The following is a 14,130-nucleotide window of genomic DNA, read 5'->3' as shown; positions in this document are numbered from 1 at the left end:
ATGCCTAAGCGCACAGATATTAATAAAATCCTAATCATCGGAGCGGGTCCGATTATCATCGGCCAAGCATGCGAGTTCGACTATTCAGGCGCGCAAGCGTGCAAGGCATTGCGTGATGAAGGTTACACGGTGATCTTGGTCAATAGTAATCCGGCAACGATTATGACTGACCCGGAAATGGCGGATGTGACCTATATCGAGCCTATTACTTGGGAAGTGCTTGAGCGGATTATCGCCAAAGAGCGTCCTGACGCCATCTTGCCAACCATGGGTGGGCAGACCGCCCTTAATTGTGCGCTTGATCTACATCATCATGGCGTGCTTGCCCAATACAACGTTGGATTAATTGGCGCTTCGCCGGCTGCGATTGATAAAGCAGAAGACCGGCAGAAATTTAAAGAAGCCATGACAAAGATTGGCCTGGCTTCGGCAAAATCTGGCATTGCTCATTCGTTTGAGGACGCGCTAAGAGTACAGGCCGAGATCTCAATACAAACCGGCGGCACGGGTTATCCAATGATTATCCGGCCCTCTTTTACAATGGGTGGCTCAGGCGGTGGGATTGCCTATAACCGTGAAGAGTTTGAAGAAATTTGCAAACGCGGCCTCGATCTTTCGCCGACCCATGAGTTATTGATTGAAGAGTCTCTCTTGGGCTGGAAAGAATTTGAAATGGAAGTGGTGCGCGACCGGCATGATAACTGCATCATTGTTTGCTCAATTGAAAATCTAGACCCAATGGGGATCCATACCGGGGATTCAATTACCGTCGCGCCTGCGCAAACGCTCACGGACAAAGAATATCAGCTCTTGCGCAACGCCTCGTTAGCCGTCTTGCGCGAAATTGGCGTTGATACGGGGGGCTCAAATGTACAGTTTGCGATTAATCCGGCCGATGGCCGGATGGTGGTCATTGAAATGAACCCACGGGTATCGCGTTCATCAGCGCTGGCCTCAAAGGCAACCGGTTTTCCAATTGCGAAGATCGCCGCTAAGCTTGCCGTAGGTTACACCCTCGATGAATTAAAAAATGAAATTACCAGCAATGAAACGGGCTCCGGCACGCCGGCTTCGTTTGAGCCTACGCTTGACTATGTAGTGACCAAGATCCCACGGTTTGCTTTTGAGAAATTCCCCGCAGCTGATCCGCATTTGACCACCCAAATGAAATCGGTCGGGGAGGTCATGGCAATTGGCCGCACCTTTCAGGAGTCTTTTCAAAAAGCGTTGCGCGGGCTTGAAGTGGGAGTGGATGGGCTGGATGAAAAATCGACCGATCGCGACCAAATTGGCGAAGAAATTGGTGAGCCTGGCCCCGATCGTATCTGGTATGTGGCCGATGCGTTTCGGATCGGTTTAAGTCTAGCTGAAATTTACCAAGAAACCCATATCGACCCTTGGTTTTTAGCGCAGATTGAGCAAATCGTGCTGAAAGAGCAGGCCTTGAGGACACGTTCATTGGAGAGTCTGTCAGCCGACGAATTGCGTGAGTTAAAGCGGAGTGGTTTTTCCGATCGGCGCTTGGCTAAATTGCTGGGGGTGGAGCCAGCTGCCGTGCGCGCCCGTCGCCTGGCGCTCAATGTGCGCCCAGTCTATAAGCGAGTGGATAGTTGCGCGGCTGAATTCGCGACAAAAACGGCCTATTTGTATTCAACGTATGAAGAAGAATGCGAAGCACAGCCGACTCAGCGCAAAAAAATTGTTGTGTTAGGTGGTGGCCCAAATCGGATTGGGCAAGGTATTGAGTTTGATTATTGTTGCGTGCATGCGGCGCTTGCGCTGGGTGAAGATGGCTATGAGACGATTATGGTCAATTGCAATCCAGAAACGGTATCGACTGATTATGACACCTCGGATCGCCTATATTTCGAGCCGCTGACGTTAGAGGATGTGCTCGAAATTGTCGATAAAGAACAACCTTTAGGCGTGATCGTGCAATATGGTGGGCAGACTCCGCTCAAACTGGCGCTTGATCTTGAGGCCAATGGCGTGCCGATTATCGGGACGACGCCGGATATGATCGATATGGCTGAGGACCGCGAGCGGTTTCAGCAATTGTTATCTAAACTTGGCTTGCGCCAGCCACCCAATCGCACCGCTCGAACTGAAGAAAAAGCGCTGGCGCTGGCTGAGGAAATTGGTTATCCGCTCGTGGTGCGGCCTTCTTATGTGCTCGGTGGGCGCGCGATGGAAATTGTGCATGAGCCGCGCGAGCTTGAGCGATATATGCGAGAGGCCGTTAAGGTTTCCAACGATTCGCCAGTGTTACTTGACCGTTTTCTGAACGATGCCATTGAATGTGATGTGGATTGCATTGCAGATGGGCAAAGGGTCTTTATTGGCGGCGTGATGGAGCATATTGAACAAGCTGGGGTGCATTCGGGCGACTCGGCGTGTTCACTGCCGCCCTATTCGCTCTCGGCCGCCACGATTGCCGAGTTGAAGCGGCAAACGGTAGCGATGGCACAGGCTTTAAAAGTGGTTGGGCTGATGAACGTGCAGTTTGCGATTCAGCGTCAAGCTGCGGGCACTGGACCAACCCAGCAGGTTGAAGATATTGTTTATGTGCTTGAAGTCAATCCACGCGCTTCACGCACAGTCCCTTATATTTCCAAGGCAACCGGCATGCAACTCGCAAAAATTGCCGCGCGTTGCATGGTTGGGCAAAGCCTTGATGCGCAGCATATCGGTGAGGAAGTTGAGCCGTCTTGGTTTAGCGTTAAAGAGGCGGTCTTTCCGTTTGCTAAATTTCCAAGCGTGGACCCCGTACTCGGTCCTGAAATGCGCTCAACTGGCGAGGTGATGGGGATTGGCCGCACTTTTGGCGAGGCGCTATTTAAGTCGCAACTTGCAGCTGGCTCGCGCTTACCAGTTTCTGGTACGGTTTTGATGACCGTAAAAGACAGCGATAAGCCCACTGCAGTTGAGTTGGCGCGCTTACTGCACGAGCTCGGGTACTGCTTGGTTGCAACCAAAGGCACGGCCGCGGCGATTAGTGCGGCTGGCGTGCCAGTCAAGGCGGTCAATAAAGTGAAAGACGGCCGCCCACACATTGTCGATATGCTTAAAAATGGTGAGATTGCGTTAGTTTTTACAACGGTTGATGAAACGCGCGCAGCGATTGCCGATTCCCGTTCGATTCGGATCAGCGCTCTGGCTAATAAAGTCACGTATTACACAACGATGTCAGGCGCGCGCGCAGCGGTTGAGGGATTGCGTTATTTAAAAAATCTAGAGGTATATGATATACAAGGGCTACATGCTAGTCTAAACTAACCCCTCAATGTATTTAGGTACCGTATAATTTCCTCATGACTTCTATTCCGTTAACCAAACGTGGCGCTGGCCTATTAAAAGACGAACTGCATCGGCTGAAAACAGTCGAGCGGCCGTCGGTGATTCATTCAATCTCAGAAGCCCGTGCTCAGGGTGATCTTTCGGAAAATGCCGAATATGATGCGGCAAAAGAGAAGCAGGCTTTTATCGAAGGCCGGATTTTAGAGTTAGAAGCAAAATTATCCGCCGCGCAAATTATCGAGCCGGCGCTGGTTGATGCGGACGGCCGCGCCGTATTTGGCGCCACGGTTGATCTTGAGGACCTGGCCTCGGGCGAAAGAGTAACCTATCAAATCGTTGGGGATGATGAAGCCAACCTTGAACACGGCTTGCTTTCAATCAGTTCGCCCGTTGCGCGAGCGCTGATTGGCAAATATGAAAGCGATGTTGCGACCGTGCAAGCACCAAGCGGCGTGCGCGAATATGAAATTATTGCGATTCGCTATATTTAATAGACCTGCAGGGTGCTGAAACAGGTCTAGCGATAGCGCTATTTATCAGACTGATACTGGCGTTTTGTGCTGGCCTGCCGGTTTTTTGCTTTCTTGATTGAGCCGCCTGCCGTGACGCGTTCATTGCCGCGCACTAGGACGCTTTTAGTTTGCGGGCGCCGGCTTGGATTTGGGTTCGGTTTGACAATCGTCACCAGGCGTGAGCCGCGTCCTTTAGCGGGCTTGGCTGCTTGGCCTTGATGGGCCGGGCGCGCTAAAGTTGTTTGGGATTCCTGAGGCGCAGGCGTGGCGCGCCAAATCAGCAATAACTTGCCAATATGTTGAACCGGCGCGGCGTTAAGTTGCTCGCAAATATCTTGGTAGATGGCGGCGCGCGCGTCGCGATCGTCGCCCAAGACACGAATTTTGATCAACTCATGCACGCTGAGATGGATTTCAATTTCAGCAAGCACGGCTTCGGTTAAGCCATCAGCGCCAATCATAACGACGGGCTTGAGGGCATGGGCTTGTGCGCGTAAAGTCGCCCGTTTGGCGGGCGTAATGGATAAAGCAGGCATGATTTAAGAATAGTAGTTTTTACACGCTGACGTTAGACAAAGAGTCAGCTATAGTAAATATAAAACCATATTATCCGCTAAAATTTCAGTAAAAACATAGATATAACTTTTATTAGATGGCAAAAAACCGGTTTAACCAGTCTTGGTTGCATGATCATATCAATGACCCTTATGTAAAACTTGCCCAGCGTGAAGGGTATCGGGCCCGGGCGGCCTACAAATTGAAAGAAATCGATGAACAAGATAAGCTCATTCGCTCGGGCCAAATTATTGTTGATTTGGGGGCGGCTCCGGGTAGTTGGAGCCAATATGTTCGTCACAAACTTGCACAAAATTCACGTTCTGAGACAAATAATCTCTCGGGCACGATCATTGCACTTGATATACTACCGATGGAGCCTATTGCAGATGTCCATTTTATTCAGGGCGATTTTCGCGAGAATGCTGTGTTGGCGCAGTTAACCGAAATGATTGGAACGCGTAAAATAGATCTGATTCTTTCTGATATGTCGCCCAATTTATCAGGGGTGGCGGTAGCGGACGCAGCACGGATTGAAGATGTGTGCGATCTAGCGTTAGAATTTGCGCAGCAGTGCTTGCATCAAGAGGGTGCATTGCTGGTTAAATGTTTTCATGGCAGTGGCTATAGCCAAATTATTAAGAAGTTTAAGCAGAGCTTCAAATCAGTCGCAGCACGTAAGCCTAAGGCTTCGCGCGACAAGTCTGCCGAGGTTTTTATTTTAGGAAAATGTTTAAAAGTGGCGCAATAATATGTGAGTCATTGCAGCATTTTCTATGAGCTGCTTAGTTTTTGCTATGAAGATAGCCGGCGGACTGAATTAATATTATGCATCGTGAATTCCACACGATGGACCAAGGAGTGACGCTTTGAATAACAATATGCTTTCGAAGACATTAGTATGGCTGGTCATTGCACTGGTATTGTTTACTGTGTTTAAGCAGTTCGATAAGCCGCACCCACCCGAGAATACGATTGCGTACTCCCAGTTTATGGAGGATGCAAAGAACGGCAAAATCAAGGATGTTCTAGTGCACGGGCGCAATTTGGCGGTGACGCCAGTTGAGGGTAATAAGTATCAAGTTGCATCGCCTGGCGATATGTGGATGGTTGGCGATTTAATGAAATACAACGTCCAGGTGAGCGGTAAACCTGATGAAGAAACCAATGTACTGATCTCTGCACTGACATACCTCGGGCCAACGCTTTTGATCATCGGCTTCTGGTTTTATATGATGCGGCAGATGCAAGGCGGTGGCAAAGGCGGCGCTTTCTCGTTTGGCAAATCGCGTGCGCGGCTGATCGACGAGAATAATAATGCGATCAATTTTAACGATGTCGCAGGTTGCGACGAAGCCAAAGAAGAAGTACTAGAGTTGGTCGATTTTTTGCGCGATCCGCAGAAGTTTCAAAAACTTGGCGGCCGTATTCCGCGTGGCGTGCTGCTGATTGGTCCGCCGGGTACAGGTAAAACTTTGTTGGCTCGCGCCATTGCTGGCGAAGCGAAGGCCCCTTTCTTTAGTATCTCTGGCTCAGATTTCGTTGAAATGTTTGTTGGCGTGGGTGCTGCGCGCGTACGTGATATGTTCGAACAAGCAAAAAAACATTCACCATGCATTGTCTTCATTGATGAAATCGATGCCGTCGGGCGTCACCGTGGCGCGGGTATGGGCGGCGGCAATGATGAGCGCGAACAAACCTTAAACCAAATGTTGGTTGAAATGGACGGCTTTGAAGCCAATTCAGGCGTCATTGTGATTGCCGCCACCAACCGCTCTGATGTGCTGGATAAAGCACTATTGCGCCCAGGCCGGTTTGATCGCCAAGTCTATGTTGGTTTGCCTGATATCCGCGGGCGTGAGCATATTTTGAAGGTACATTTGCGCAAAGTGCCGATTTCAAATGATGTCGATGCATCGATTATCGCGCGTGGCACACCGGGTTTTTCTGGCGCTGACCTGGCCAACCTCATCAACGAAGCTGCGTTGTTTGCTGCACGGCGCAATAAGCGTATTGTCGAAATGAAAGATTTTGAAGATGCCAAAGACAAGATCTTTATGGGGCCAGAACGCAAGTCGGCGGTCATGCGGGAAGAGGAGCGCCGTAATACGGCCTACCATGAATCTGGTCATGCCGTGGTCGCTAAACTCTTGCCGCACGCAGATCCCGTGCATAAGGTTTCGATTATGCCGCGCGGCATGGCGCTAGGGATTACCTGGCAACTGCCTGAGCACGATCGGGTCAATTTATATCGCGACAAAATGCTAGAAGAGATCGCCATTCTTTTCGGCGGTCGGGTAGCGGAAGAAGTATTTCTCGACTCGATGTCTACGGGGGCCTCAAACGATTTTGAGCGCGCGACTAAAATTGCCCGTGATATGGTCACTCGCTATGGTATGTCGGATGTGCTGGGAACGATGGTTTACGTAGATACCGAGCAAGAATCAATGTTTGGTAAAGTAGCCTCAAAATCAGTCTCCGAAGCCACCCAACAGAAGGTCGACGCAGAAATTCGCCGGCTGCTAGATCAAGAGTATCAGAGGGCTCGCGATTTGCTCGAAAATAACCGTGATAAGGTTGAAGCGATGGCCAAAGCTTTGCTTGAATGGGAAACCATCGATGCCAATCAAGTCAACGACATTATGGCTGGCAATCCTCCCCGTTCACCAAAGAATGATTCATCAGACGGGAGTTCGGCTGCGGGCGGTGACAACGACGGTTATTCCGAAATTAAGCCAGCCACTACAGCACAACCTGCTGAAGCGCGCTGATCGGTGGTGATGTGAGTGAGCGGGGGTGGGAGCGCCGCTCATTTTTTCTTGGTCTTAACTTAAACGTTCTTTGTGCAACGCGTGAATATCTCTGGTCCGAGTGAATTTCAATGCGGGCGCTTTCGGCTTGCGCTGACACGCCCGCAGGTCATGGGCATTCTAAATATTACGCCCGATTCATTTTATGATGGCGCGCATTTTCTGACCCATGATGCTGCCCTGGCGCGTGCTATGCAAATGGTTGATGAAGGCGTGGATCTCATTGATATCGGTGGCGAATCGACGCGTCCGGGCGCACCAGCCGTACCGCTTAACGAAGAACTCGAGCGTGTGCTGCCAATCATTAAAGCCTTGCGCGATGTCGGCGTGCCGCTGTCTATCGATACGCATAAGCCGGAGGTCATGCGGGCCGCCCTTGCTGAGGGGGCAGATCTGATTAACGATATTTGGGGCTTGCGCCAGCCTGGCGCGCTTGAACTCGTCAAGCAAAGTGGTTGTGGCCTATGCGTGATGCATATGAGCGGCACTCCGCAGATGATGCAAAGGGCGCCATCCTATCAAGACGTGGTGGCCGAAGTCGCGGCTTTTTTGCACGCACGGATTGCAGAATTGGAGGCAGCTGGGATTGAGCGCTCGCGCATTAGCGTAGACCCTGGCTTTGGTTTTGGCAAAACGCTTGAACATAATTACACTTTGCTGGCCCATTTGGCGCAGTTAGCGCCCGCTGATGTGCCGCTACTCATTGGCCTATCGCGCAAATCGATGTTGGGGGCGGTAATTGACCGGCCGGCTAGCGAGCGCGCGGCAGCAAGCATTGCGGGTGCAATTTGTGCCGCCGAGCGTGGCGCGCGCATCATTCGCGTGCATGATGTGGCGCCAACGGTTGATGCATTAAAAATATGGAGTGCGGTACGAACCGCAGATTCTGCTAGATAAAGGAAACCCCCAACAATGAACCGCCATTATTTTGGTACAGATGGTATTCGCGGCAAAGTCGGTGAGTTGCCGATCACCCCTGATTTCGTATTACGCTTGGGTTATGTCGCTGGTAAAGTCTTGGCAGGTGCGGATCATGGACTACAAACAGGTAACCGGCCAACTGTCCTAATCGGAAAAGACACGCGGGTATCTGGCTATATGCTGGAAGCGGCCTTAGAGGCGGGGCTTTCTGCTGCCGGGGTCGATGTCATGTTGGCGGGTCCGATGCCAACGCCAGGCGTGGCTTATCTTACCCGTGCTTTACGCTTAGCCGCGGGGGTGGTGATTAGCGCATCGCATAACCCTTACTACGATAATGGGATTAAATTTTTTTCAGGCGATGGCAATAAACTACCTGATGAGATTGAGCGTGAGATTGAGGCAAATCTGGATCGGGCTCTAGTGTGCGCGCCCTCTGAGCAACTGGGCAAGGCGCGCCGGTTGGATGATGCAGCAGGGCGTTATATCGAGTTTTGCAAAAGTACTTTTCCCGCACAATTTGATTTGCGCGGGATGAAATTGGTGGTCGATTGTGCGCATGGCGCAGCGTATGATATTGCGCCCCATGTATTTCATGAATTGGGCGCCGATGTTGTCGCGCTTGGCACTCAGCCAAATGGCTTCAATATTAATAAAGAATGTGGTGCCACTGCGCCCAATGCATTAATTCAAGCCGTACGAGAAAACCATGCAGATTTGGGGATTGCGCTGGATGGCGATGCCGATAGGCTACAAATTGTCGACGCTGCTGGGCGCCTCTATAACGGCGATGAGTTGCTTTATGCGCTCGTTGTTGACCGCATTGCAACAGACGGCCAAGTGGCTGGCGTGGTCGGGACGCAGATGACCAATTTAGCGGTAGAAATCGCTTTGCAACGGTTAGGCGTGGCCTTTGAGCGGGCCGCGGTGGGTGACCGCTATGTGCTTGAGCGTTTACGGGCGCGCGGCTGGCAACTGGGCGCAGAAGGCTCGGGCCACATTCTATCGCTTGATCGGCACACCACTGGCGATGGCATTGTTTCTGGGTTACTGGTGCTGGCCGCGTTAAAACGTAGTGGCAAGACGCTGGCTGCGATATTGCGTGACGTGCAGCTTTTCCCGCAGAAACTAATTAACATTCAACTACGCCCAGGGAGTGATTGGCATAGTAATCATGAAATTAAAGCAGCGATTGCGCATGCTGAGCATGCCCTTGGCGCTACCGGTCGTGTGCTCATCAGGGCTTCTGGCACCGAGCCAGTATTGCGCGTGATGGTTGAAGCGGCGGAAGCAACGGCAGCAGTACACTATGCCGAAGCAATTGCAGACAAGGTGCGTAGTGTCGCCTAACGATTAGGTTGATCTAATCGTTTCCGCAAGAGAGTGCTGCGGGCAAGCTAACTTCTTTTAAGCTATGGCGTTACCAACGCGCAATGATGAAGCAGCACCTTAATCAAGAGAGTGATCCAAACTGAGGGCTGAAGCTTCTCAAACGCCTGTGCAAGTGCTCAATGGTGATCTGCGTAAAACCTTCTGCCGTTGGTTTCTCTGTATGAAAACTCAAGAGAGTGTTGAGTTGGCGCTGCTCAAGGAGGCGGCCTAGAAACGTCAGCCCCCGGTTTGGATCACTCTCCAATATATTCTTCAAACGCACGAATGTACACCATATACCGCTTGACCAGCTTGAGTGGGAGGGATTAACTTAGAAAAATACTTCATTTGGTTAAAAAAATAAGAGTAAAGAGATTAACGGGAAGTATTAAAAATGGAAAAAATCTGGCTTAAATCCTATCCATCCGGAGTTCCTGCCGAAGTTGATCTATCGGCTTATACATCATTGGTTGAGTTATTTGAAGAAAGCTTAAGCCAATACGCTCAACGGGAAGCCTTTGTTTGCTTGGGCAAAAGCATGACATATGGTCAACTGGACCGGCTCTCGCGCCAGATGGCGGCCTGGTTGCAGGCAAGAAATTTGCAACCAGGCGCGCGCGTTGCCTTGATGATGCCTAATATTTTGCAATATCCAGTGGCGATGATGGCGGTGTTGCGGGCGGGCTATGTGGTGGTTAATGTGAATCCACTCTATACGGACCATGAGCTTGAGCATCAATTGAGCGACAGCGGCGCTGAGGTCATTGTCGTACTGGAAAATTTTGCAGCTACCTTAGCCAGGATTATTGGCCGTACGGCCGTTAAGCAGGTAATCGTGGCGTCAATGGGCGATTTAATGGGTGTTAAAGGGCCGTTCATTAATGCGGCTGTGCGTTATTTGAAAAAAAGGGTGCCTGCTTGGCAGCTTAAAAAGTATGTCCGCTTTAATCAGATGCTGGCGAGCGGTGCGCGCTTAGCCTTTAAATTCACTCGGCCAAGCGCCGATCAGATTGCATTTTTGCAATATACCGGCGGTACGACAGGCTTAGCTAAAGGCGCTGTCTTATTGCATCGCAATATTTTGGCGAATGTTTTGCAATCAGAAGCTTGGCTTGCGCCCGCGCATCGCAATCGGCCAGAGATTAAGCAACTGGTCACGGTGGTTGCTTTGCCACTTTACCATGTGTATGCGCTTACCGTATGTGCGCTGCTGAGCATTCGCACGGGCGGGCTGGGCATTTTAATTCCGAACCCGCGCGATATTGCTGGTTTGATTAAAACCTTAAAACCGTATCCATTTAATACTTTTCCGGCGGTGAATACCTTATATAAAGCATTGCTGAATCACCCTGGCTTTGGGCAACTCAATTTTTCAAAGTTATTGGTAGCACATGGCGGAGGCATGGCGGTAGAAGAAGCGGTGGCGCGCCACTGGTTTGATCTCACACGCGCCCCGATTGTTGAGGGCTATGGACTGTCTGAGACTTCACCGTGCGTGACGTGCAATTCTGTGGTTGCCACGACGTATTCAGGCACGATTGGAGTACCGATTCCTTCCACTGAGGTATCAATTCGAGATGAAGACGGCGTTGAAGTAGCGCCAGGTCAAGAGGGCGAAATTTGCATCCGTGGGCCGCAATTGATGGCGGGTTATTGGAATCGGCCGGAAGAAACCGCTAAAGCAATGACCGAGGATGGGTTTTTTAAATCAGGCGATATTGGCGTTATGAATGAAGATGGCTTCATCAAAATCGTCGATCGCAAAAAAGACATGATGATTGTGTCAGGATTTAATGTCTACCCGACTGAAATCGAAGAAGTCCTCGCGCAGCATCCGGGTATTTTTGAGGCGGCGGCGATTGGCGTGCCCAATGAGCATTCAGGAGAGGTGGTTAAGATTTTTGTGGTTAAAAAAGACCCCGCTCTGATCGAAGCGGAGGTGATGGCTTTTTGCAAAGAACGGTTAACCGGGTATAAGCGTCCAAAGTTTATAGAATTTCGCGCTGAATTGCCTAAGACGAATGTGGGTAAGATTTTGCGTAGGGTTTTGCGGGAGCAGCTATGATCATTGTGGCTAAGCCATGTGGTACACCAATAAAAAAGGCGCCCGAAGGCGCCTTTTTAATAAGAACTTAATTTAATTTTTCAATTAAATTTCATTTCTCAATTTAGAACTTGTGGCGAAGACCTACGCGCACAACAGCTTGGCGCTTGTTCCGTGAAGGCTCAAGACCAGCGATTTGTGCCGCAACTACATCATTACCAGCACAGACTTTCTGGTACGCGCCGAGGGCATAAACATCGGTGCGTTTTGACAGAGAGTAATCAGCACCGAGGTTAACTTGATGAAACTTCGCTTTAGAAGTTTTTTCGTCACGACCTTTGATGCTGACAGAGTTGCTTTCTGTGTAGGAGTAAGCTGTTCCTACTTTCAGAGCTGGTGTCAACTGATACGAGAGGTTAACTTCACCGTTGTTGAACTTAGGCGAACCAGTAAAGTTAGATTTGCCTGCATCTGAGCGGCTATCATTCAAATCTTTGAGTTTGACATTGCTATAAGTCAGACCAACCGTAGCTGGACCAAATGTATAGGCACCGCCCAAACCAACGATTTCCAATGTGCTAGCAGATGCAAAGCCACCTAAGATCGCGTTGTTGGAGAAGCTTTTTGCAACGCCGCCGTCTGCCGAAGTATTGCCGTAGATCGAGAGATTAGGATTCATCGCGTTCAAGTAGGCAACACCAAAAGCCAACGGGCCATTTGCATAACCTGCACCAACTGACCAGGTGCGGTTTTTCTGGAATTCACCTGCTACGCCGCCCAGGCTGTACAACGCGCTGTACGTGAAGCCGCCGTTATTTGGGCTGGTGTATTTGATCGAGTTGTTGATGCGAGCGCTATTATTGAAGTTATCGAGGTCACCTGGGTGAGCCGCATATGTACCCCACTGGCTGCCTGCAGCAAAGCCACCGACAAAATCAGCAATTGAGTCATATTGACGACCAACGGTTACTGTACCGAAGTCACCTGACAAGCCAACAAAAGCTTGACGGCCAAACTCGCTACCGCCTTGAGCCAAACGGCCATTGTTCAATTCAAATCCGTTTTCCAAGGTGAAAATAGCTTTCAAGCCACCACCGAGGTTTTCCGTACCACGCACACCCCAACGGCTGCCTTGCATAACACCGCTAGTTAGGCTAAATTGTCTGCCGCCTTTAGCTTTAGCTGTAGCTTGCACGCTGCTAACATAGTTAACACCTGCGTCAATCACACCATACAGCGTCACGCTGCTTTGGGCCTGAGCCGCACCAGCGAATGCACCCAGTGCCGCGAGAGCAAGAAGTGACTTTTTCATTGAGTATCTCCAAGAAGATTGGGAATTTATTTGGCAAAATATACGATCTGACCCTCGCACAGCTCACAACTTGAGGCCCAAATAACCTGCAAGCAATATAGTGCTGCACTCCAGCGGCCCCCTAAAACACTAGGTAGACCCGCCCATAAAAAATACGGAGCCAGATACCGAATTTACTGCTACAACTTCACAAGAAGTTAATCTACTGTAACAAATTCAGTAGCTAGGTTAAAGAAAAAGCTCTTTTACACGCCATGTATTCTAAATTTATGTCACATTTACACAACAACAGGCTGGGTGCATATAGCTAAGCGCGAGCAACTGCTGCATGGTGGCAAGTGTTTTCAGGAATGGGGTAAAGATGATGATTGATGGTTTAATTGGTGAATTTGACCGAAGTTTGCGGGCGATAACCGGTGTTGTCCGGGCCGCGCGGCCCATACCCCAGGCCCTGGATGAAGGGATGGCGGCCGAGTTGCTGGAACCAGAGAAAAAGCAGGCAGGTGCGTTAATGCGCGTGAATCACACTGGGGAAATTTGTGCGCAAGCGCTGTATCAAGCGCAGAAACTTGCGACTCAGTCATCTCGCTTGAAAGCCAGTTTCGAGCATGCAGCACGTGAGGAAGAGGACCATCTGAGTTGGTTGGCAGAGCGTTTAAATACGTTAGACGCACGTCCGAGTTTGCTTAATCCGCTATGGTATGCCGGTGCTTTTGCGATTGGTTTTATCGCCGGAAAAATGGGCGATCGCATTAGCCTCGGTTTTATGGCCGAGACAGAGCGGCAAGTTGAGCAGCATCTTGATACCCATTTAGAGAAATTGCCGGTAAATGACCATGCATCGCGCGCCATTATCGAACAAATGCGTACTGATGAAATCGCGCATGGGCGCGCCGCTTCCGATGCCGGGGGGATAGAGTTACCGTTGCCGGTGCGTGATTTAATGCGCATGAGTTCGCGGGTGATGACCTATACCGCTTATTATATATAGATGTAGAGCGGCTCTTCCCCATCGTGACCGCAATGGCCGGTGTGTGAGGGGGAGGGCAATTTCACCAATTGCGTGGGCAAATTTAAGCCCTCAAAATATGGAAGTGATGTACGGTTGATCTAAACCCTAACCTGATGTCAGATTCTCCGTGCAAATTACGTCAGGATAGAGTTAAATTTTGAATTTATTGACATATCTTGTAAAAAGTAAAGGGGTCTTCCCTGACATCCTTCCAACTCCCTCTACAATTCAGGCCCCTCTTTATTCATATAGGGGCTTGAATCCTAAAACATTTCTATCTCTCTCGGCTTACTAAATTC

General features: G+C 50.1%; 10 protein-coding genes. 8 read left to right on the top strand and 2 right to left on the bottom strand.

Annotated elements, in window-relative coordinates:
* Together carB and greA are read left to right on the top strand one after the other, a co-directional pair.
* On the top strand, positions 1-3,276 hold the full coding sequence (carB, locus tag NQD60_RS08070) for a carbamoyl-phosphate synthase large subunit (protein WP_257100398.1): 3,276 nt from the start codon (positions 1-3) through the stop codon (positions 3,274-3,276).
* Positions 3,277-3,311: 35 nt separating this feature from the next.
* Positions 3,312-3,788 (top strand): transcription elongation factor GreA, encoded by a 477-nt coding sequence (gene greA, locus NQD60_RS08065; RefSeq protein ID WP_257100397.1) that lies wholly within the window; start codon positions 3,312-3,314, stop codon positions 3,786-3,788.
* 38 nt (positions 3,789-3,826) lie between these two features.
* Here the strand turns inward: greA and NQD60_RS08060 are convergent, their stop codons facing one another.
* Positions 3,827-4,345, bottom strand: a complete 519-nt coding sequence (locus NQD60_RS08060; RefSeq protein ID WP_257100396.1) for a YhbY family RNA-binding protein — start codon at positions 4,343-4,345, stop codon at positions 3,827-3,829.
* A 116-nt stretch (positions 4,346-4,461) separates the two neighbouring features.
* Here NQD60_RS08060 and NQD60_RS08055 point away from each other — a divergent pair, with 116 nt between their 5' ends.
* From NQD60_RS08055 to NQD60_RS08035, 5 genes are all read left to right on the top strand, one after another.
* On the top strand, positions 4,462-5,115 hold the full coding sequence (locus NQD60_RS08055; protein WP_257100395.1) for an RlmE family RNA methyltransferase: 654 nt from the start codon (positions 4,462-4,464) through the stop codon (positions 5,113-5,115).
* A gap of 118 nt (positions 5,116-5,233) precedes the next feature.
* Positions 5,234-7,135: an ATP-dependent zinc metalloprotease FtsH gene (ftsH, locus tag NQD60_RS08050; RefSeq protein ID WP_257100394.1), complete on the top strand. Its 1,902-nt coding sequence runs from the start codon at positions 5,234-5,236 to the stop codon at positions 7,133-7,135.
* A gap of 150 nt (positions 7,136-7,285) precedes the next feature.
* The gene (gene folP, locus NQD60_RS08045; protein ID WP_257101299.1) at positions 7,286-8,071 is read left to right on the top strand and encodes a dihydropteroate synthase; all 786 of its coding nucleotides are present in this window, start codon (positions 7,286-7,288) and stop codon (positions 8,069-8,071) included.
* 15 nt (positions 8,072-8,086) lie between these two features.
* Positions 8,087-9,442 (top strand): phosphoglucosamine mutase, encoded by a 1,356-nt coding sequence (gene glmM / locus NQD60_RS08040; RefSeq protein WP_257100393.1) that lies wholly within the window; start codon positions 8,087-8,089, stop codon positions 9,440-9,442.
* Between the two features lie 415 nt (positions 9,443-9,857).
* A complete protein-coding gene (locus tag NQD60_RS08035; RefSeq protein WP_257100392.1) occupies positions 9,858-11,528 on the top strand; it encodes a long-chain-fatty-acid--CoA ligase in 1,671 nt (556 codons plus the stop codon).
* Between the two features lie 103 nt (positions 11,529-11,631).
* On the opposite strand, the gene NQD60_RS08030 is transcribed toward NQD60_RS08035, so the two are convergent.
* Entirely contained in the window at positions 11,632-12,819 is a 1,188-nt protein-coding gene (locus NQD60_RS08030; RefSeq protein ID WP_257100391.1) for a porin, read from the bottom strand.
* 361 nt (positions 12,820-13,180) lie between these two features.
* Here NQD60_RS08030 and coq7 point away from each other — a divergent pair, with 361 nt between their 5' ends.
* The gene (coq7, locus tag NQD60_RS08025) at positions 13,181-13,810 is read left to right on the top strand and encodes a 2-polyprenyl-3-methyl-6-methoxy-1,4-benzoquinone monooxygenase (RefSeq protein WP_257100390.1); all 630 of its coding nucleotides are present in this window, start codon (positions 13,181-13,183) and stop codon (positions 13,808-13,810) included.
* The last annotated feature ends 320 nt before the right edge of the window (positions 13,811-14,130 follow it).

Origin of the sequence: Mycoavidus sp. SF9855 (assembly GCF_024582735.1) — a bacterium.
In the GTDB taxonomy this organism is placed as follows: Bacteria; Pseudomonadota; Gammaproteobacteria; order Burkholderiales; family Burkholderiaceae; genus Mycoavidus.
This window is presented reverse-complemented; position numbering and strand designations above follow the sequence as displayed.